The organism is Cyclobacterium sp. 1_MG-2023, assembly GCF_030546805.1.
GTDB lineage: Bacteria > Bacteroidota > Bacteroidia > Cytophagales > Cyclobacteriaceae > Cyclobacterium.
On the sequence record NZ_JAUOPC010000010.1, the window covers coordinates 221,548 to 238,452 of the forward strand.

The following is a 16,905-nucleotide window of genomic DNA, read 5'->3' on the forward strand; positions in this document are numbered from 1 at the left end:
TCATGGTTTACACATCCCTCCTGAGATATCGTTTAAACTTGGATTATAGGCATTATTATTAATTTTCACTCCGAATTCTAAATTCTCATTTGAGGTAATTTTCACGTCTTTTAATCCGCAGAAATCAACTAGGGATTCATTATCTTCAATAATAATCTTATTAGGTGGGGAAATCGGATAACCGGGTAATGCTATGATGTAGAAAGAAATTTTCGAAATACCTTTAAATCCGTCAAGATTTTTTAGTTTTGGATTGCCTTTGATAGCAAATAAATCATTAATGGTTTCCCCTGTTCCTATTGCATCAATATCTTCTAAGGATTCATTGTAATATAAGTGAATTCCTTCTATCTCTTTATTGAAAAAGAGAGGTGAAAGTGTGGTCACCTTGGGGAGAAGTTTGACAATCAATTCGCTAATCCCTTCACCGTTGGATTGAAGAAGTCCATCTAAATTTGCTAAATTATCATTACCTTCCAGATGAAGTTTTTCAATAAACATAAACCCACCTTCTTCATCACCAAAAGAGATTAGTGATGGGTTATTTTTCACCGTAACTTTTGAATTTATTATTTCGGTTTGATTGGGGAATTTCAGATGCTTGATATTGGTATTGGATTGAATGGTTATTTTCTGAAGGTTTGTAGCATTTTCAAACCCAGAAAAGTCGATAAAATGTTGCATGCTCTCAATATGTAACCCTTCTAGTTTGGAAGTAAGGTGTTCCAAGCCTTCAAAATTTTGCATGCTAGGATTATTGGTTAAATTCAAACCCGTTAAATTTTCTAATGATGTTAAATCAGAAAACGACTTCAATTTGGGGTTACTTCTGATTATTAAGTCCTGGGAAATTGTTTGTATATATTTCAGCCCTTCCAATGATTGTAAATCAGGGTTGCCTGAAATGATTAAGTTCTCATCCACCTGCTCTATGGAGGCTAAAGCCGAAAGATCTTGTATAGGATCGGTTGAACCTTCATGAGATTGGCCCAAAGTTAAATTTCCATGGATAATATCATAACCTTTTAACCCAAACGAGTCTACAGCCGCTTGAGAGCTTAGTAGTACATCTCCCACAAATCCACCCCCTATATAAAACGCATCATCTCGTTTTTTTGTCATTTCAATAATTAGCGGAATGTCTTTAAATAAACGGAGACTGTCATAACTAATTTGCTTTTCAATGGGTTGGAAAGCTTTATAAGTGAGTGTTAAATCATAATTTTCACTCGACTTTGGTAGTACGATTTTGTTCAATTTGCCATTAAGTTGCTGGCTCAGCAAATGCTCCCCCTGGCTAACTGTCAATTCAGCCGGGATAAAATCCATAAAGTCATCAACCTTCTCAAGTACTGCAGAAATGAAAAAGTAAAAGGTCTCCCGAAAACCCGGCATGCCGGACTCAAAACCGAAAGGGTCAGGATTTTTTCCCGCAGTAGAGATGATTTCAAGGTTTAAGCTTTGAGATTCACCTGTGGTCACTTCAAAAGGGATGGGAAGTGGTTGAGCAAGATAGTCACCAAATTCAGATCCCTCCATTGGCGTAGCATAAAGGATGTTTCCTGTACTGTCCGTTAAATAAAAATCGCTAATTTGGTAGCTACCTTGAGAAAGGTTAATTTCTTCGATTAGAATTTCATCCCCAAAACTTAAAATAGGTAAGGATTTACGTTCTAAAATAGTTTGTGAGCCATTTTCGCTTTCTATTGTAAGGACAACATTGTTGACTCCTTGAATAGGAAGCGCTAAGTTCCTACTGCTTTCATTTCCTACGTAGCTCTCCATAACCTGAAAGCTTATGCTTCCATCCGTGGGCAATTGTTGTTCATACTCTGTAGTACATGCCCCCAAAACAATCAAACTAAAAAGTTTAATGTAGTGGATTAATTTCCATTTGTTCATGTTTTAAAAAAAAGGTTTCGTAAAACTAAATATTATTTTTAAAAATACAGCCATTTATTTCAAATATTTAAAAATGTATTTTAAAATATTAAAAATGTTTTTTGTTAAAAATTAAAGTAGTTTTCTTTTTCTAGAATTATGAATTTACCTTTGATAGGGGAAGGGTATTTGTAATGACATAATTACCAGTGACTTTTCAATTTAAATTGGTTAAGGGTCAGCTTCTATTTTTATAATTTTTGGTAAATAATTAAATTTAGCATGATGGAAGATATTTGGATAAAAAAATGGAATGAAAGGTATGGCGAGGAAGATTATGCCTATGGAGAAACTCCCAATGTATTCTTTGAGGAAAAAATCAAAGAATTAAAAACCGGTAAAATACTATTGCCGGCTGAAGGGGAAGGGAGAAATGCAGTATTTGCGGCAAAACTTGGATGGTCTGTTTTTGCTTTTGATCAAAGTGAAGAAGGAAAGAAGAAAGCCATGAAATTGGCCAAAAAGAATGGAGTGACCATAGACTATCAAGTAGGAGATTTAGGGGCTGTAAATTTCCCTCAAGAGGAGTTTGATGTGATTGGACTTATCTATGCGCATTTTCCGGCTAACCTTAAGTCTGCATACCATAAAATATTGGATGGTTATTTAAAAAAAGGAGGCTTTGTGGTTTTTGAAGCTTTTAGTAAGAATAATTTGACTTACAGAGCCAAGAATGAGAAAATTGGAGGACCTAGGGATTTGGATTCTCTTTTCTCCATTGAGGAAATTAAAGCAGACTTTTCCAATTACGAAATTTTGCAATTGGAAGAAAAAGAAGTTGAATTAGGTGAAGGCCTTTACCATAACGGAAAGGGATCGGTCATCAGGTTTGTGGGGAAGAAAAAGTAAGCCTGGCCTAGACGAATTGAAAATTTTGCAAGTACTGCTAAAAAATTGTAATTCCTTTAAACAATAAAAAAAGGCTGCTTTCAAAAGCAGCCTTTTTATGTTACATGTTTTTAACTTCTGCAACGAGTTCGTTGAGGACCTTCTTGGCATCACCGAAAAGCATGCGGGTTTTAGGATCAAAAAAGAGTGCATTCTGAATTCCGGCGTAGCCTGAACTCATACTTCTTTTGATAACAATAACATTGGCAGCTTTATTGACTTCCAAAATAGGCATTCCGTATATTGGACTTGAAGGGTCATCATTTGCAGCTGGATTAACTACATCATTGGCACCAATGACCATCACTACATCTGTATTGGGCAACTTCTCGTTCATGTCGTCCATTTCGATAAGTTTGTCATAAGGTACATCTGATTCAGCCAACAATACGTTCATATGACCAGGCATTCTTCCTGCAACAGGGTGAATACCATACAATACCTCAACACCTTTTTCTTCTAGAATTTTCTCTAAATCATGTACAGCATGTTGAGCTTGTGCCACAGCAAGACCGTAACCCGGGACAATTACTACACGTTTGGCATAAGCCAAAAGAATGGAAGAATCATAAGCATTGATTTCTTTAGCTACTTGATCACCATCAGCACCTGCAGCTGCAGTTCCTGAACCTGCACCAAATGAGGTAAACAAAATGTTAGAAACGGATCTGTTCATGGCTTTGGCCATCAATAAGGTCAACAGAATCCCTGCGGAACCTACCAAAATACCACCCATTAACATTACCTTATTGTCATAAAGTAAACCTGTGGTAGCGGCAGTAACCCCGGTTAGTGAGTTAAGTAAAGAAATGACTACCGGCATATCTGCTCCCCCAATCGGGTAAACGAACATTAATCCATAAATTAATGATAGCACTACCAAGACATAGATTAATATTGGTTGTGGTTCACCTGAAGTTAGGATATAAGCGGCCAATGCTACGGCAATGGCAAGTACTGCAAAGCCTAACATTTTATTGATTCGGATGTCTTTTAATACGCCCTGAAGCTTACCCATGGCTATTAAAGATCCTGAAAAAGAAACAGATCCAATCACTAAACTTGACATCAAAACAGCTCCTTTTCCAATGTCATCCACAGGAAGGTCACCGTATTCAACCAAGCCAATTAAAGCTGCAGCAGCTCCACCCATTCCGTTAAAGAAGGATACCAATTGGGGCATGGCCGTCATTTGAACTGTTTTGGCAGAATAAATACCACCAATTGTTCCAAGAACCATTGCAATTAGAATCAGTGCCAGATTGTCTAAACCTGGTGTTAAAAACGAGGCTAAAATAGCCAATATCATTCCTGATAATGCAATGCTATTACCTTTCCTCGCAGAATCCGGATGACTCATCATCTTGATTCCAACAATAAAAAGTACTACCGCTACGAGGTAGCAAATATCTATTATCTGTAAAATCATAATTTTTATTTTTTACCGGGTTTTTTCTTAAACATCTCTAACATTCTGTTGGTAACAGCAAAGCCTCCCACTACATTAAGGGTAGCAAGTAATACTGCTAAAAAGCCTAAAGACAAGGCCAGGTAGTTTGCAGGATCTGTTTTTCCCAAAACAATAATTGATCCGACAATCACTACTCCCGAAAGGGCATTTGAACCTGACATTAGCGGTGTATGTAGTACTGTGGGTACTTTAGAAATCACCTCAACACCTACAAATATTGCCAGAATGAAAATATAGAGTTCCTGTTGGTTAATTGATATGTATTCAATAATCGCTTCCATATTATTTTAATAAGGGTTCATAAACTATTGCTCCATCATTTGTGATGCAGGTTCCTTTAATTATTTCATCTTCAAAATTCAGATTCAACTGATCTTCTTTTAAAAGAAGTTTTAAAAGATTTTGTACGTTTTTACTGTACATTTTACTGGCATCCTGAGGCATGGTGGAAGGTAAAGCAGAATTACCGATTACGGTGACTCCATCAATTGTTACCGTGTCATTGTTTTGGGTTCCTTCACAATTTCCTCCATTGGCCGCTGCTAAATCAACTACAACAGCACCGGATTTCATTTTCTCCAACATTGCTTTTGTGATTAGAATGGGTGCCTTTCTTCCAGGTATCAAAGCCGTTGTGATGACAACATCTGATTTAATGATGGATTGCTCCAACATTTCAGATTGTTTTTTCTTGTACTCTTCAGACTGTTCAACTGCATATCCGCCAGCTCCTTTGTCTTCAACAGCACCGGGTACTTCTACAAATTTACCTCCTAAACTTTCTACTTGTTCTTTTACAGATGGTCTTGTATCAAATGCTTCAACCACAGCACCTAATCTTTTAGCGGTGGCAATGGCTTGTAAACCAGCTACTCCTGCACCTATTACCAAAACCTTAGCAGGTGCAATAGTGCCTGCAGCAGTCATTAGCATAGGGAAAAATCTTGGCAAATTGGCAGCAGCAAGTAAAACAGCTTTATACCCTGAAACAGTACTCATAGAAGACAAAACGTCCATACTTTGAGCACGGGTAATTCTTGGAATGGAATCCATACTAAACAATGAAACGCCCGTGTCGGCGATGGTTTTCATCAATTCCCTTGCAACCAAAGGCTGATAGACACCAAATAAATATTTACCCTTTTTTAAAGAAGGATAGTCCATGGGGTCCAATGGTGTTATTTGAAAAATCATTTCTGCATCTTTCAAAACTTCTTTGCGTTCTTTAACTTCAGCACCGACTTCCAAATATGTGGCATCAGAAAGGAAAGAGGATTCTCCGGCCCCTTTTTCAATCAGGACTTTATTGCCTGTTGCAGTTAGGACCTTTACTGCTTCCGGATGTAAAGAAACTCTAGTTTCCGGAGAAGGTTCTTTTAAAATTCCTAAAATCATAATGGTGTTTTATTGTTGTATTCCAAACGTTGAGTTTCCAAAATCAAATCATCACTTTTACTCTCACGCAAAAGGAATTAAAATATCAATAGACTTTGGCAGTGCAAAAAAAGCACTTTTTTACGGATTTTAACCTAATGTTCTTTAAAACTTTCACTTTTTAACGAATTGATTGATTTTTTCATCTTTTATTGAAAACATCTTTAAAAAATTCCGCGAAATTCAATTGATGTTATTCGATCCATTGAATTTTGCACCCAATTTTATCAACCTTAAGTGCTAATAGCACTTAATTTGGGCGTATTGCATTTTGCCTTTTAAAAGACTAAGGTTTTATCAACGCAGAATTTTTGGCTCTACTTACTAGGTGAAATGATCTTTTCCATAAAAATCCAATAGGCAATTTATTACCTACTGAAATCACTTCCCGTAAACGTAGGAAATCCTATTTCAAAAGTCGGGTTTAAACAAGTTGAAATTGAACATTTAGCCTAATAAAATTTATTCTCGATTCTGCCGCTGTAGTTAAAAGTTTTTTTAGACCCTTTGGCTGGATGGTGACTTTTTGATTCTTGAAACCTTTTTCCATTGAACAAAAACAAGTACATTCACTACAGTACTTTAAGAAACGTTAAAAAGTGAAAACGAAACAATGAAATCTTTTCTTTTGATTGCTCTTTTATTTAGTCTTGTTTATCCTGCTTTAAGTCAGGAGTTCGTTCCAAATTACGAAGAGAGCAAGGTCCCTACCTATACCTTACCCGCTCTTCTAGAAATGGAGAATGGAGAACCGGTTGAAAGCAAAAAACAATGGAGAAAGAGAAGGGGGGAAATATTACACCTTTTTGAAAAACATGTTTACGGAAAATCTCCTGAATGGGACGGTAAAATCACAAGTAAAGTAATACTTGAGAATAAAGATTATCTGAATGGGAAAGCTACTCGACAGGTGGTTAGGCTAAGCTTGGAAAGAGCAGGAAGGTCATTAGATTTAGATTTATTGGTGTTTTATCCAAATTCAGTAAAGAAAGCACCTGCTTTTTTGGGACTTAATTTTTATGGAAACCATACCATTTCTTCCGACAATCAGGTAGCTGTGCCTGAGGCATGGATTAGAAATAACGAAAAAATGGGAAGTTCAAACAATAAAGCTTCAGAAAAGGGGAGAGGCCAACGTATTGCCAATTGGCCATATGAAGCTATTTTATCCAGAGGCTATGGCTTGGTGACCCTTTATTACGGAGAAATAGATCCTGATTATGGTGATGGTTTTAAAAATGGTGTCCACGCTTTATATCCCGATGAAAAAAGAAATGCCAGTTCCTGGGCTAGTATTGCAGCTTGGGGATGGGGGCTTTCAAGGGTAATGGATTACTTGGAAGATGTAGATTGGGTCAATCCTAAGAAAATAGCTGTACTTGGTCATAGCAGACTCGGTAAAGCAGCCTTATGGGCAGGGGCAACGGACGAAAGATTTGCTCTGGTTATTTCTAATAATTCGGGCTGCGGTGGTGCCGCCTTGTCCCGCCGTGCTTATGGGGAAACGATTGGACAGATGATAAATGTAATTCCCTATTGGTTTTCTGATAGTTTTTCAATCTATAATAAAAGAGAAAACGAATTACCTGTAGACCAGCACCAATTGCTGGCTTTGATGGCACCCAGGCCTTTGTATGTGGCAAGTGGTGTGGAAGATACCTGGGCAGACCCAAAGGGTGAGTTTTTATCTTGTGTGGCCGCTTCTCCGGCCTATGAGTTATTTGGAAAAGAAGGTGTGCCTGCGGAAGTGCTTCCCCCTTTAAACCAACCTGTAATGGGAAGTATAGGTTATCATATTCGTTCCGGGGATCATGGTTTATTGCCTTATGATTGGGCGCAGTACTTGGATTTTGCAGACATGCATTTTTAGAAAAAATCACTGATACTAACATTCTATTTTATTGAAACAAAAAGGAGGCTTTTGTGCCTCCTTTTATGTTTTTTTGTCATTGGTAACTTTGTGATACCAAAACTATTTGGATTTAAAGACCCCTTCATTGATCATCATTTGAAAAGAATCTTCCATCGTTTGTTTCAAAGGCATAAATTTGATGCCCAACTCTTTTTTAATTTTAGAATTGTCTGCATGGAAAGGAATATTTACATTATTCTTGATGTATTTTCGCGTAAACAATTTATTGGCCATTGGCCCTATCAACATCAATAACCATTTTGGCATTGCTCTTTTCGGCAAAAGGTATTTGTCACCGAATTTAGGTAGCAGAATTTCACTCATTTCCAATAGGTTTGTATCATAAGCAGATGTAATATAGCGCCCTTTTGCTTCAGGGGTAAATCCTGCTTTATAATGAGCTTCAGCTACATCCCGAACGTCAACTACACCAAGCCCCATTTTAGGCGCCCCCATTTTGAGTTCTCCGCTTCCAAGCATTTTCAGTATATTTATGCTTTCTGAAGTTGTATTGCCAAGGTTCAATGCCGGCCCCAGTACAAGGGACATGTTAATGGTCACCAAGTCCCACTGATTTTGTGATTTTTCTAATTCCCAGGCCTTCTTTTCAGCCAAAGTTTTTGAATAAGAATAAGGCTGGTAGTCTAAGGAGGCTGTAGTATTCCATACTTCTTCAGTAATTTTGCCTTCAGGGGCCTTGATCGTGTCGATGGCATCCGTGTATATGGCCGCACAACTGCTGGTAACAATAATGCGTTTTACGCTACTTACTTCTTTCGCAGTATTTAAAACGTTGGCTGTTCCACTTACGGCTGGTGCTATCAATTCCGTTTGTGGATCCTTTATATCCATTGTAAATGGGGAAGCCGTATGGTATACCAAAGCACAACCTTCCATGGCTGCTTTGTAAGAATCCGGTTTCATTAAGTCACCGGAAAAGAACTTTATTTCTCCCTTTGACTTGGAAGCTAGCGCTTTTAAATGACTAATTTTCTTGTCATTATTAGGGTCTCGAACCGCTGCATGCACTGTTATTCCTTCATCTAATAGTTTTTTTACCAGCCAACTGGCGACGTATCCATTGGCACCTGTTACCAATACTGGTTTAGATTTATCTATTGTTGTCATTTTTTTAAAATTAATTATTAAAGTAAAACCCGGATTCTGCCAAATATTTAATTTGTATAGGTTCAATGATTTTTATCGCTATTGGTCTTTTAAGTAGAGATAGCATTGCTTTGCCTAAATCACTACTTCCGATGGTACCTTTCATTTTTTTAATCATAGGAAAAACAGGCCTAAGGAGGGAATACATTGTATTGTACCATCCGGTTTTTGATTTTATCCCTTTTTCGGGTAGAATTAATCCAGGCCGAAATGCATAGGCATCCTTAAAGCCAAGATTTAAAAGGTAGTTTTCAGTTTTGCCTTTTACTCTTGCCCACATGTACTTACCCTTCTCTGTACTGTCTGTTCCTACCCCCGAGACATAAATTATTTTCATGTCAGCGTTTATTTTAAATAGGGTGTCAAATAAAATTTTGCTATAGCCAAAAGTCATTTTGGTATAATCAGTTTCATCAATTCCTAAAGCAGAAACCCCCATGCAATGGAAACAGCCGTCATATCCGGTCAATTTGTCGGTATGCGAAGGAATCTCTGAAAAATCTGTGATCAAGAGCTCTTTAAGTTTGGGGTGTTTTGTTTCAATTGACTTTCGATTAATAACCAATACTTCCGAAACTGTTGGAGAATCCAGACTTTCTAATAGCGCTGCATGACCTACCATTCCGGTAGACCCTGTAATAATTATTTTCATTGAAAATTAATTTAGGGAGACTTTGTTCCGATACTCATTGGGGCTTAAACCAGTCTTGGATTTAAACAAGCGACTGAAATAGTGTGGGTAGTTAAAGCCCAATTTATATGCAATACCACTTATAGCGTCTGAATCACTTAACAATAGCATTTTGGCCTTTTCTATTATGAAATGATTGATATGGTCTTTTATACTTAGACCTGTTTCTTTTTTCAACAAATCACTTAGATAATGGGGAGAAAGGTGAATGGCCTCAGTAAAATAATCAATAGGAGGGGTGCCCTGATCTTCAAATTTCCCTTCTTTATAATAATCTTTTAACAATGTCTCAAATTGACTTACTACATCTATATTTTGAGCTGTTCTGGTATTGAATTGCCGCTCATAGTAGCGCAAACTGTAATTCAATAGTAATTCCAAAGTGCTTACGATAACCCTTTGACTATGGTTATCAATGCGCTCATCAATTTCGATTTGAATCAATTTGACACATTCATTTAAGGTATTTTGCTCTGCGTCAGAAAGGTGAAGTGCTTCATACACATCGTAAGAGAAAAAGCCATAATTATCCATTCTTTTTCCCAAGTCGGTATTGCGAATAAGGTCGGGATGAATAAATAGCATCCATCCGTGAATTTCATTTAATTGCTGCTCTTTTTGGGTGGATATAACTTGATTGGGCGCTGTGAAAATTAATACTCCCTCATTAAAATCATAGGAGTTTCGTCCATAATCTAAGCCACAACTGGCATCTTTTAGAGCTATGGAGTACAAATCAGTAACGAGTTTTTTACCGATCAATTGGGGGCCTATTTGCAGTTGACTTACATCTAGGATACTGATTAGAGGGTGCGAAGTCTTGGGGAATCCAAGTAGTTTATGAAGTTCGCTAATGGATTTTATATAAAATATATCTTCTTGCATTTTTTATTAATTTCAGGTTCAAATTTCACCGAATATATTTAATAACAATAACACAAAATGCAGAAAGACTAACACATAGAAAACTCGTTTTTAAATTTGTTGGTTACCCCATCAATAATTGTAAGGAAAAATTCCTTTTTTTCTGATTTCAATTGTTCTTTTAACCTTTTAGCAGTTGTTCCAATAGTTTTTCTCGTTTCACCAAGTAGGAGAATTGCTTCTCCTCATTCACTACTGCTATAAATTCATGAGAAGAAATCAAGGACATTGTCACTTGTTTTTCAATATCTTCGGGGGACTGATTGGTGGTATTGATCTTTTCCGTTATCAATACTTCATCAAGTGAGGTTTCTAAGCTTTCGGCATTTAGCCAGCTTGTGTGTTCTTTTGTATAGCTTGGGTTTATGGGATCTGATGGTAAATTTACCCACTCCATTTCTTCTTCAGGTAAAGGAGGATTTTCAGGAGGGGACTGAATTTTCTTTAGAAAGTTTTCCAATAAAGTGATGCTGGATCTTGAGCTATACGGATCGTGGCTATATCCTAACCTTCCTTTGTGATTAACAATTTTGGCACCTTGGTCTAAAACTATTGAATAAGCGTCCGAATATGCCTTTTCAAACCATGGGAATTGATTGGCCAATGCCCACCTTACTTTTTGTGGTTCTGCCCAGCCAATGTATTTTTTTCTAGTACCCTTAGTTGATTCTAAAAATACAATCCCTTTTATTCCTTTCCGATTTTCAAAAATAATGGACATAATGTACAAGCGGGAAGCCAACCATTCTTTTCCTCGGCCTAAGTTAATGATTACATAGTCCACCTCACCGGAAGTCTCTAGAATGGTACTGAAATTACCGGCCGTACTGTCATTTACATTTGCAGCCTCTGCTTTTTGTCTTAAGTCCAATGCTCCCTGAGCCACCCAATTGGGAGAGAATGCTTCTGCTTTTGCTAAATCTAAAGAAATTCCTGCAATTGATAGTCCTGTCAAACGTCCCGACAGGCTTTTAATTAACGCAGGAATTTCTTTACGAAAAAGAATAAAGACAATTAATAAAACCAAAGGGTAAAGGATAGCACTTGCCAAAGCGGCAATATCTAAATTTATATTCATGATTTTAAAAGTTAAAACTATTTCCAACCATAGGAGCTGATTTCCTGTAGCTCATTTGGCTGTTGGTAAATATTTGCCAATAAGTCCTGCACACCTCATGAACCTATGAAATAGTGGTAGGAGATTGCTGTTAAGGCATTTGAATAGTAGTTGGTTCTATTTTGATGTTTTTATGTATGGTTGGTTTTTTGCTACATCAAAATGCCATTAATAAAAATAGGTAAAAAAATCGAAAAGTTCTTATTAGCAGTGTTTTATGTTGTTTTAGTAGAGGAGGAATCAGGTGAGCTTATTCGATGTTTAACCTGTCCTTATTAAAATTTCTTGTCCAATACCTTTTACTTTCCTATTTCGCCCAAGTGCGTATGTTTAAAGCTGTCAGTGAACTTTAGCCCATAGCCAAAAATTCTATCCATTGCAGCATGTCCAAATAAAATGATGCCTGCTAAAATTAGTACGGGTATGTTTACGGTGGTGCCTAGGATAAATAGTATTATTGCCGTCAACTTATGGTGGAAAAAATTATATAGGTAAGCGCCATATTTAGGATTGATTAAATAGCCTAACATTGATAAGTCAGGCAATAAAATACATGCCGGAAAAACCCACCAAGCATAATTTAAATCAGTAAACAAGAATATTGCGAGCAAAAACTGCCCTAATTCCTCAAATTTTAAAAGGGTACTCATATTTTTTGTCATGGTTTTTGAATTGTTTTGTTGCCTACAAAATTCAACAAATTTTATTCGATTCCCCTTGACTTAAATCAAGAACTTGTACGCTTACGATTTCTTATTCTACTTAGGGTTTCAGCCGACATACCTAGCACAGAGGCAATGTATTGCAAGGGGACCTGATTAAATAATTCTTTGTTTTGTCTATAATACAAATCATATCGCTCCTCAGCTGTCATGGAAATGTGCGAAAAAACCCTGTCTTCAAGCATCGCAAAGCATTTTACTATAAAATCTTTTTCTAAACTATTCCACCTAGGGTATTCATTACAAAGTTTAACGTAATTTTGTTTACTAATCGTAACCAAAGAAGTGTTTACCAAGGCCTGGATATTCCATCGGTTTGGTTTGTCAAAGAAAAAGCCCATTACTTCAGTGATCAAATAGTTTTCTGTAGATATCCACTGCGTGACCTCCTTACCATCAGCAATGGTGAAAATCCTAAGCATGCCTGATTTTATAAAACTTAAGCGGTCACATTTCTTGCCCGATAGGGTGAAAAAATCATTTTTTAGAAGCTTTTCTTCATGAAAAAAAGGTTGAATTATATCCAATTCACGGTTAGAAAACTTACCAAAATGTTCTTGTAATATTTGATTGATTTCTTTCAAAACAGATAACAAAATAAACGTATTTTAGCCTTAGACCAAATTTGGATGCTTGAAAAATTAAGACATTGGCTTATAAGGGCCCTTTTGCTCTTAAATTCTATGAAAGTTGCTTGTAAATTTTCAAATCCCCAAAGTCATCAAATGCTTTACTTTATGGTAATTTAAAGCGGCTTTAATGCATTCTTTCAATTCAGCTACCGGTACCTTTTGGTCAAGTTGAAAGACAATGGCACGTTTCCCTTCAAATTCAAAAGTATGTTCATAAACTATCCTAAAGGTAGGAACCAATCTGCTTGTGCATTTAAAATACAAGGCGTATTGGTTTGGTTTTTTTTCTTTCCAATCCATACGCAATGTACTTCCATGTTTGGTCAAGAAACTAGGTTCGCCCCATTTTAAGGTTTCTTCCAAATGGGAAATACCTTCAACCTCCTGGGCTGTTTCTATAACCAGATTTCGTAAATTTCGCATTTTATCTTTTACGAAATCCGGGTAATTGGCAAAGACAACTTCTACTCTTGGGTCTGTAGTCAGTTTCATGTATTTCTAGAATTATATGTTTATACCTACATAAAAATCTACTTCTGCATTTGAAGGGTCTGATGCTTTCTCTCCATAAATTTCGAAGTCCACGGCGAATGTCCTATTTAAATCCATGGCATAAATTTTATGCCAATGATCGACTACTACACCTTGCATTAAATTTCCTTTGGTACTTGTCTTTGCAAAGGTTCCACCGGCAAATTCTTTACCTACCAATCCATCAGGGATATCGTCTAAATTTTCTACACGGCAGCCAAGAATAGTTGTGTATGGCGCTGTATGATCGCCTTCATATTCTGTATACAATGAGTAAATATCCTGATTTACTTTATTGGGTATTTTACTTAGAATATTTTCGGCCATAAACTTTCCCCATAGTGCCGCAATGTCATTGGCAGCTTGCCCATTTTTGTTGGTTGTCCTTATTGAAAGTCCTATGATTTTGAAAGCTTCAATCTTTGTTGTCTGCATCTTGAATATTGTTTTGATTTGGTGCAAATATAATTTAGGCTTTTGACATAGGTATGTCAGGGGTGCTCAGGTATTTTTTTCTACACTTTTCTAAGTATTCTTCTAAAGTCATATCGTGCGGTTGAAAGGTGACGGATAAAACTTCCATTTGCTGTATGCAGTCCAACCGGAATGCCCTAAAATCATTTCTTATGCGGCAATAAGCAATAAGGATCCAATTCTCTTGCGTAGTATATAATGCAAAGGGTTCTATTTCCCTTTTACTTTGAATATTTTCTAATGATAAATAATTAATTCTTACCAATTGATAATTGGTGATGGTAGATTGGAGTTGGATAAGGTAATTACTTGTCTTTATTTGTTCGCTGTTATTACGTACTTGTAGTCTACTGGAAAGTAATTCTGTTTTGTCTTTTTGATTGTATTTTAAAACAGCTTTGATTTTGGTAATTGCACTTTCGAACTGGGTACTCAAGGATAGGTCCTTGTTTTTTCTTATCAATTGTTCGGCAGTGATTAATGCGTTTGCTTCCTCTTGGGTAAATAAGACAGGTGGGATTTTATAACCTTCCATGATAGAGAAGCCTTTTCCTTCTACGGTTAAAATAGGAATGCCTGAATTCTCAAGGGTTCTTATATCCCGGTAAATTGTTCTTATGCTTACCTGATGTTTGTCAGCAATTTCTTTCGCAGTAACAATTCTTCCTGCTTGTAATTGAGTCAGCATTGCCGTTAATCTAGTCAGTCTTGGTTTATCTGCTGCCATTTCGGAGGTTTTTGCTTATACCGGAAAGACCGTAATTATTAATCATTGTAAAGTAAATATAGTCAAAAGAAATCTTCAGGCTCTTTATAGGGATTAAGAAGAAGGAAAAATTTTTAACAAATAGTTTTATCTCTGCTCACAGCTAAAGCTAGGTCATTAAAATCTTGATCATAATTCTCCGTTCTAACCTATGCTTGATTTCATTATGGGCTTAATAAACTACAGTTTGATAAAATTTTTACCTAAATGGAGTTTCCTTCTAATTGTGGCATAAAGAATGCTAGATTAAAATTTTCTTTCCTAATTTATATATTAATAGATTTTGAGAGAAAATTTTAAATTAAGCGGATACTTCTGAGAGATAGTGTTTTGGATGTGTTTTAGTGATCATTTAATAAAATATTTGCCATAAAAAAAAATCAATATGAAATGGAAAGGAAGACGTCAAAGTTCTAATGTGGATGACCGAAGGGGCCAATCCGGTTCCAGAGGAGGGGCTGGCAACTTTAGCAATATGCTGATAGGTCCTTTGATTAAAATCCTTTTTTCAAAAGTAGGCTTGGCCATTGCCGGCTTATTTATCATTATCTCTTTTGTCACTGGCAACAACCCACTGAATCTCCTAAGTGGCTTAATCTCCGGGAATAATGGTCAGCAAATTTCTTCTTCAGCCTACCATGGAACTGAAGAAGAAAATGAACTGGCAGCGTTTAGTGCAACCATTCTGGCAAGTACCGAAGATGTTTGGAACGGGATATTGGAAAATTACCGTGAACCTACACTTGTTTTGTTTACAGGGTCTGTCTCTTCTGCCTGTGGGTCAGCTTCAAGTGCTACTGGTCCATTTTATTGTCCGGGGGACGAAAAATTGTATATAGATCTTAGCTTTTTTGATGACATGGAACGTAAACTAAATGCCCCTGGCGATTTCGCTCAAGCCTATGTCATAGCCCATGAGGTAGGCCACCATGTGCAGAAATTAATGGGGATTACAGATAAAGTTCATAATTTAAGAGGCCAGGTGAGTGAGACAGCGTATAATAAATACTCTGTGATGTTGGAATTACAGGCCGATTTTTTTGCTGGTGTATGGGCCAATCGTTCGGAAAGTAGCATGAGTATAATGGAAGAAGGAGATTTGGAAGAGGCATTAAATGCCGCAAATGCCATTGGAGACGATCGTTTGCAAAAGCAATCCACAGGAAGGGTAGTGCCGGACTCCTTTACACATGGCACTTCTGAACAAAGGGTAAGATGGTTTAAAAAGGGTTTTGAAACAGGAGATATTTCGCAGGGTGATACCTTCAATGCCAATAAGCTTTAAGAACTATTTACTTTTCTGCAGAATTTAAAGGCTTTTTTGGTTAGAAAAACAGGAGTTGTGATGCTTCAGGAATTGTTTTTTAGGGAATTAGATGCATTTATATTAATGTGTTCCCCAATTTTGAATCCTTTCGAGGTAAAGGTAACTTTCTATATATTCTTTATGCTCCTTACTGGTCATTTTTTCCAATAAATTCAAGGCAGAAATATAGCTAGCCAAATTCCCGTTTGAAGAACTGAATTTTCCATCTTCCACAAAAGTTACTAAACTATCGTCCTGTACTTTTAATTTAGGATAATCTTTTTGTAACTGTTCCCCACCACCAATCCAGGTGACTATTTTATGGCCATCTGCGATGCCAGATTTACCTACAAGTTGTGCACCAGCACAATTACTCACAATATATTTTGCCTCTTTATTTTTCTCTTTTATAAAATCCACTAATCTTTCATTGTGAACTTGTGTGTACATGTCGTATGCACTAGGAATAAACAACGCAGTTAATTTGGGACAATTATCAAAAGTATAATCAGGTAGAAACCGCATTCCTTCTTCAGTCGTGATGGGTAGATCATTTGATGCTATTGTTACAACGTTAAATAGCTGGTTTCCATCTTTATCAGGTTTTGAAAAAACATCAGAAGATGCAATAACTTCACTTTGTAAAACCCCATCATAAATTAAAAGCCCAATCGTGGGTAATTCAGGTTTAAAGGGTTTTAGGTGCTTCCCTTTTATGTCTTTAGTTTTATCAGTTGTGTTGGCTCCGGAATTGTCACTTTTTTTTGAGTAATCAGCGCTACAGGCAACAAAGAGCGTTGCTGAAAATAGTACAATAAAATTGACTAAATGTCTCATGTTTATCAGTTTATCACTTACAATAATTGAAACGCTTTTGGTTAATTAGTGTTTACCTATCAATATTGATTTTTTTGACTTTTTTTGACACG

At 36.6% G+C, this 16,905-nt stretch carries 17 protein-coding genes; 3 read left to right on the plus strand and 14 right to left on the minus strand.

Annotation, left to right across the window (positions count from 1 at the left end; translation table 11 throughout):
• The gene (locus Q4534_RS16775; RefSeq protein ID WP_303614302.1) at positions 1–1,902 is read right to left on the minus strand and encodes a hypothetical protein; all 1,902 of its coding nucleotides are present in this window, start codon (positions 1,900–1,902) and stop codon (positions 1–3) included.
• A 264-nt stretch (positions 1,903–2,166) separates the two neighbouring features.
• Between Q4534_RS16775 and Q4534_RS16780 the strand changes: the two genes are divergently transcribed.
• On the plus strand, positions 2,167–2,790 hold the full coding sequence (locus Q4534_RS16780; RefSeq protein ID WP_303614336.1) for a bifunctional 2-polyprenyl-6-hydroxyphenol methylase/3-demethylubiquinol 3-O-methyltransferase UbiG: 624 nt from the start codon (positions 2,167–2,169) through the stop codon (positions 2,788–2,790).
• Positions 2,791–2,890: 100 nt separating this feature from the next.
• Here Q4534_RS16780 and Q4534_RS16785 read toward each other — a convergent pair whose 3' ends face one another.
• From Q4534_RS16785 to Q4534_RS16795, 3 genes are read right to left on the minus strand one after another with little or no spacing between them, the layout of a single operon-like run.
• A complete protein-coding gene (locus tag Q4534_RS16785) occupies positions 2,891–4,258 on the minus strand; it encodes an NAD(P)(+) transhydrogenase (Re/Si-specific) subunit beta (protein ID WP_303614303.1) in 1,368 nt (455 codons plus the stop codon).
• 5 nt (positions 4,259–4,263) lie between these two features.
• Positions 4,264–4,581 (minus strand): NAD(P) transhydrogenase subunit alpha, encoded by a 318-nt coding sequence (locus tag Q4534_RS16790; protein WP_303614304.1) that lies wholly within the window; start codon positions 4,579–4,581, stop codon positions 4,264–4,266.
• A gap of 1 nt (position 4,582) precedes the next feature.
• On the minus strand, positions 4,583–5,695 hold the full coding sequence (locus Q4534_RS16795; RefSeq protein ID WP_303614305.1) for a Re/Si-specific NAD(P)(+) transhydrogenase subunit alpha: 1,113 nt from the start codon (positions 5,693–5,695) through the stop codon (positions 4,583–4,585).
• 652 nt (positions 5,696–6,347) lie between these two features.
• On the opposite strand from Q4534_RS16795, the gene Q4534_RS16800 reads away from it, so the two are divergent.
• The gene (locus Q4534_RS16800) at positions 6,348–7,604 is read left to right on the plus strand and encodes an acetylxylan esterase (RefSeq protein ID WP_303614306.1); all 1,257 of its coding nucleotides are present in this window, start codon (positions 6,348–6,350) and stop codon (positions 7,602–7,604) included.
• A 102-nt stretch (positions 7,605–7,706) separates the two neighbouring features.
• Here Q4534_RS16800 and Q4534_RS16805 read toward each other — a convergent pair whose 3' ends face one another.
• The 9 genes from Q4534_RS16805 to Q4534_RS16845 form a co-directional block, all read right to left on the minus strand.
• Positions 7,707–8,774 carry an NAD-dependent epimerase/dehydratase family protein gene (locus tag Q4534_RS16805; RefSeq protein ID WP_303614307.1) on the minus strand — a complete coding sequence of 356 codons (1,068 nt, stop codon included), beginning with the start codon at positions 8,772–8,774 and terminating at the stop codon, positions 7,707–7,709.
• A 10-nt stretch (positions 8,775–8,784) separates the two neighbouring features.
• On the minus strand, positions 8,785–9,465 hold the full coding sequence (locus Q4534_RS16810; protein ID WP_303614308.1) for an NAD-dependent epimerase/dehydratase family protein: 681 nt from the start codon (positions 9,463–9,465) through the stop codon (positions 8,785–8,787).
• A 6-nt stretch (positions 9,466–9,471) separates the two neighbouring features.
• Positions 9,472–10,389 (minus strand): AraC family transcriptional regulator, encoded by a 918-nt coding sequence (locus Q4534_RS16815; RefSeq protein WP_303614309.1) that lies wholly within the window; start codon positions 10,387–10,389, stop codon positions 9,472–9,474.
• A 160-nt stretch (positions 10,390–10,549) separates the two neighbouring features.
• The gene (locus Q4534_RS16820) at positions 10,550–11,506 is read right to left on the minus strand and encodes a hypothetical protein (protein ID WP_303614310.1); all 957 of its coding nucleotides are present in this window, start codon (positions 11,504–11,506) and stop codon (positions 10,550–10,552) included.
• Between the two features lie 338 nt (positions 11,507–11,844).
• The gene (locus Q4534_RS16825) at positions 11,845–12,207 is read right to left on the minus strand and encodes a DUF4260 domain-containing protein (protein ID WP_303614311.1); all 363 of its coding nucleotides are present in this window, start codon (positions 12,205–12,207) and stop codon (positions 11,845–11,847) included.
• Between the two features lie 65 nt (positions 12,208–12,272).
• Positions 12,273–12,863 (minus strand): Crp/Fnr family transcriptional regulator, encoded by a 591-nt coding sequence (locus Q4534_RS16830; RefSeq protein ID WP_303614312.1) that lies wholly within the window; start codon positions 12,861–12,863, stop codon positions 12,273–12,275.
• Between the two features lie 108 nt (positions 12,864–12,971).
• A complete protein-coding gene (locus Q4534_RS16835; RefSeq protein WP_303614313.1) occupies positions 12,972–13,391 on the minus strand; it encodes a DUF1801 domain-containing protein in 420 nt (139 codons plus the stop codon).
• Between the two features lie 12 nt (positions 13,392–13,403).
• Entirely contained in the window at positions 13,404–13,865 is a 462-nt protein-coding gene (locus Q4534_RS16840) for a GyrI-like domain-containing protein (RefSeq protein ID WP_303614314.1), read from the minus strand.
• A 34-nt stretch (positions 13,866–13,899) separates the two neighbouring features.
• Positions 13,900–14,631, minus strand: coding sequence for a YafY family protein (locus Q4534_RS16845; protein ID WP_303614315.1), 732 nt, complete (start codon positions 14,629–14,631; stop codon positions 13,900–13,902).
• Between the two features lie 424 nt (positions 14,632–15,055).
• Between Q4534_RS16845 and Q4534_RS16850 the strand changes: the two genes are divergently transcribed.
• Positions 15,056–15,955 (plus strand): neutral zinc metallopeptidase, encoded by a 900-nt coding sequence (locus Q4534_RS16850; RefSeq protein ID WP_303614316.1) that lies wholly within the window; start codon positions 15,056–15,058, stop codon positions 15,953–15,955.
• Positions 15,956–16,057: 102 nt separating this feature from the next.
• Here Q4534_RS16850 and Q4534_RS16855 read toward each other — a convergent pair whose 3' ends face one another.
• Positions 16,058–16,813, minus strand: a complete 756-nt coding sequence (locus Q4534_RS16855; protein ID WP_303614317.1) for a DJ-1/PfpI family protein — start codon at positions 16,811–16,813, stop codon at positions 16,058–16,060.
• Positions 16,814–16,905: the final 92 nt, after the last annotated feature.

Excerpts from the sequence above, each read along its gene's own strand:
- Q4534_RS16775 (WP_303614302.1), bottom strand. The coding sequence starts at position 1,902 with ATGAACAAATGGAAATTAATCCACTACATTAAACTTTTTAGTTTGATT.
- Q4534_RS16780 (WP_303614336.1), top strand. The coding sequence starts at position 2,167 with ATGGAAGATATTTGGATAAAAAAATGGAATGAAAGGTATGGCGAGGAA.
- Q4534_RS16785 (WP_303614303.1), bottom strand. The coding sequence starts at position 4,258 with ATGATTTTACAGATAATAGATATTTGCTACCTCGTAGCGGTAGTACTT.
- Q4534_RS16790 (WP_303614304.1), bottom strand. The coding sequence starts at position 4,581 with ATGGAAGCGATTATTGAATACATATCAATTAACCAACAGGAACTCTAT.
- Q4534_RS16795 (WP_303614305.1), bottom strand. The coding sequence starts at position 5,695 with ATGATTTTAGGAATTTTAAAAGAACCTTCTCCGGAAACTAGAGTTTCT.
- Q4534_RS16800 (WP_303614306.1), top strand. The coding sequence starts at position 6,348 with ATGAAATCTTTTCTTTTGATTGCTCTTTTATTTAGTCTTGTTTATCCT.
- Q4534_RS16805 (WP_303614307.1), bottom strand. The coding sequence starts at position 8,774 with ATGACAACAATAGATAAATCTAAACCAGTATTGGTAACAGGTGCCAAT.
- Q4534_RS16810 (WP_303614308.1), bottom strand. The coding sequence starts at position 9,465 with ATGAAAATAATTATTACAGGGTCTACCGGAATGGTAGGTCATGCAGCG.
- Q4534_RS16815 (WP_303614309.1), bottom strand. The coding sequence starts at position 10,389 with ATGCAAGAAGATATATTTTATATAAAATCCATTAGCGAACTTCATAAA.
- Q4534_RS16820 (WP_303614310.1), bottom strand. The coding sequence starts at position 11,506 with ATGAATATAAATTTAGATATTGCCGCTTTGGCAAGTGCTATCCTTTAC.
- Q4534_RS16825 (WP_303614311.1), bottom strand. The coding sequence starts at position 12,207 with ATGACAAAAAATATGAGTACCCTTTTAAAATTTGAGGAATTAGGGCAG.
- Q4534_RS16835 (WP_303614313.1), bottom strand. The coding sequence starts at position 13,391 with ATGAAACTGACTACAGACCCAAGAGTAGAAGTTGTCTTTGCCAATTAC.
- Q4534_RS16840 (WP_303614314.1), bottom strand. The coding sequence starts at position 13,865 with ATGCAGACAACAAAGATTGAAGCTTTCAAAATCATAGGACTTTCAATA.
- Q4534_RS16845 (WP_303614315.1), bottom strand. The coding sequence starts at position 14,631 with ATGGCAGCAGATAAACCAAGACTGACTAGATTAACGGCAATGCTGACT.
- Q4534_RS16850 (WP_303614316.1), top strand. The coding sequence starts at position 15,056 with ATGAAATGGAAAGGAAGACGTCAAAGTTCTAATGTGGATGACCGAAGG.
- Q4534_RS16855 (WP_303614317.1), bottom strand. The coding sequence starts at position 16,813 with ATGAGACATTTAGTCAATTTTATTGTACTATTTTCAGCAACGCTCTTT.